The 2574-nt window shown below is 60.5% G+C and carries 1 protein-coding gene and 1 pseudogene; both read right to left on the bottom strand.

Translation table 11 applies throughout. The annotated features are described in order from the left end of the window. Positions 1 to 911: pseudogene (locus tag EOA85_RS32435) on the bottom strand (hypothetical protein); the annotation flags it as partial. A gap of 1 nt (position 912) precedes the next feature. Further along, a partial coding sequence (locus EOA85_RS32440) for a B12-binding domain-containing radical SAM protein (RefSeq protein WP_206523421.1) occupies positions 913 to 2574 on the bottom strand: 1662 nt, incomplete at its 5' end.

The following is a 2574-nucleotide window of genomic DNA, read 5'->3' on the forward strand; positions in this document are numbered from 1 at the left end:
TCCTCAAGCTGCCGCGCGAGGTCGGCGGCGAATGTCTCATCGATAGGATGCCAGCGGCGTCTTGCGGCGAGGGCTGCTGCGGCAAGAGGCCAGCCCGTATCGGGATCGTAGACGACTTCCGCGATATCGGCCTCGCTGTCAGTAGCCAGAACCGTCGATACTACAGTTCGTGCATCGATCGCGACGAGGGCAGTGCGATCGCGGCCGCGCGAATCGAGCAGGAACACCACCTCACCGTCGGCACTCAAGCCATCTATATGCGTGGCCAAGGAATCCTCTGCAGGGATTTCAAGAAAGGGAACCCACTCTCCATTCCCTTGTCGCTTGAGGACTTCGATCGACCCGTCCTGCCGCACCCGCTCGCCAAAGCGCACAGCGAGGCCGGCGTCGGCATGCAGCCGGCTGAAACCGGGATTCTCGAACACGGTCATCCGCCGACCGGTCGTTACGTTGGCCCGAACGAGGTCAAAGCTTTGCCGATTCCTGTGATTAACACTGAACAGGATGTCGGAAGGAATACGTCGCGAGGTGCGATTGAAGAGCGTTCGCGTACCGCCATCAGGCGTCAGCGCGACCTCCGCTCCCGTGTCCACGTCGATGCTGAACGCCTGATAGTTCTCATCACCGGCAGAATCGCGAAAGACGACGACATGCCGTCCGTCCGCCGCCCAAAACAGCGCCGGCGAAACGGGGCGGACAGGTCCGCCGGTCAAGCGTCGGGCGGAAGCTGTATCAAGGGCCTCCGCTACCATTACGCTCAACATCCCGGCTTCGTTCTGGAGCCAAGCGATCCGGGCGCCATCGTCGCTCAGTCGCAGATGCGATCGGAGCGGATCGGCGAACGCGACCTTTCGCGTCAGTAAAGCGGTCCGTCGCCTATGACCTGGAGCAATTACGCCTTTGTTGGCCACGCTACACAGACGCCGCCAGGGCCGGTACCCCACCGGCCTTGGGCGAACTGTGCCCGATCCGGGTTCCTGGATGACCGGGTACGATCAGGCCTGCTTCCGACAGCAGCGACAGGTTCGTCCAGACAGGCGCCATGTCGGGAAGGGGAACCGCGAGATTCGCGAGTGCCTCCGCGACGGTGTAATAGCCATTGAGGCGGTGTAGCAAGGGTGCGGTGAAACCGGTGTCGATCATGAAATGGCGTGGCTGACTGTCGTTGAAGAACAGGACTGTGTGGCGCCACTCTGCCACCGAATCCAGGAGTGCCGGGTCGGACAGCCGGTCGCAGTCCATGGCAAGCTGGCCGACGGCGAAGCGGAATTCCATTTCTGTCACGCCCTCCCGCCGATAGAGCGGCGTCTGCGCCAACCATTGGTCCGCTTCGACATGCCAGCCGCAGACTGGGGACAGAACGATGCCGCCCCGCCTCCATTTTAGAGCAGCGAGGATGCCTTCGAAGCTGGCAAGTTCAACCAGGATCTCGGCCTTGCGTTCGTCAGGGCACAGTGCCCTAATGGTGTCGGGTAGGCTTGAAAGATAGGTCTGCATCACGCCCTCGTATTGATGGCTCTCGCCATACATGAGGTCGTGGTTTCTGAAGACAAGAGCGCCCAGCGCTCTGCAAAGATCGACGGGACGCTCGAACCAGCCTTTCGAGAGCAGCGTGGCCGTGCGGGGAAAGCTGTTGAAGAAATCGGTCCCATGGCCGATCAGCCGCGCTGCGATCATATCGCTGAGGGGGAAACCGCCGCTCTCGAAGATCGCGCGCGGCGGCAAGGGCGAGTGTACCATTTTGCGATCGCCTGCCCGCCGCGCCCAATCCGTGTCGGGCAGAATGGAGGCTTGGTAGAGATTGACCCGCATGTGCCTGTCCAGCAGGTAGTTCACGGATTCCTCGAAAGATTTCAGATTGTCGCCCGGTATGCCGATAATGAGGTCCGCCGCGCCCGTCGTCGGAATATTCTTATCCCGGATCGCCGCCAAGTGGCGCTCGAAGCTGTGGGTCTTCCAACGTCCGCGCCCAAGCTGTTCGAGCACATCCGGATTGGTGCTCTGGAGATCGATCTCCACATAGACATCCGCTTCGCGGTAGAGGTCGAAAAGCCGGTCGTCGAAAAAGTCCTGATTGTGATAGACATTGAATTTTGTCGAGGCTCCGAGCCGTTTTTTCTCCTGAACGATGTATTCGAGTAGCTCGATCGCGCCTTGCTTCTTGTATCCGAACATGGCGTCAATGATGAAAATGGCGCCGACATTGTGCAAGAGAAGCCAGCTGAGCTCTCGGTGCAGGCGATCGATTGGAAAGGCAAAGCGCGTGTTTGATCCGTTGCCCCATTGGCAATAGGCGCACTTCATGTAGCAGCCGCGATAAGTCTCCAGCAAAACTCTGGGGTAGCGCGCCAGTGAGGCACCCGACCGGTCAAACAGCTCGATTGGAACAGTGCCCGATAGGAAAGGCGATGCGAGCTCGTCCAGTGCCCGGATGGGTGCGCCTGGTTTCTCGTGTACGACGAGGCCGCCGCCGAGAAAACTCGTACCTGGGATACCGCGCGGAGAGTCTTTCTCCGCCATTCGCAAGACAACCTCGCCGAGGGTCCGTTCGCCCTCACCCCGCACCACTACGTC

It is taken from the genome of Mesorhizobium sp. M5C.F.Ca.IN.020.29.1.1 (genome assembly GCF_003997375.1).
Lineage (GTDB): Bacteria > Pseudomonadota > Alphaproteobacteria > Rhizobiales > Rhizobiaceae > Mesorhizobium > Mesorhizobium wenxiniae.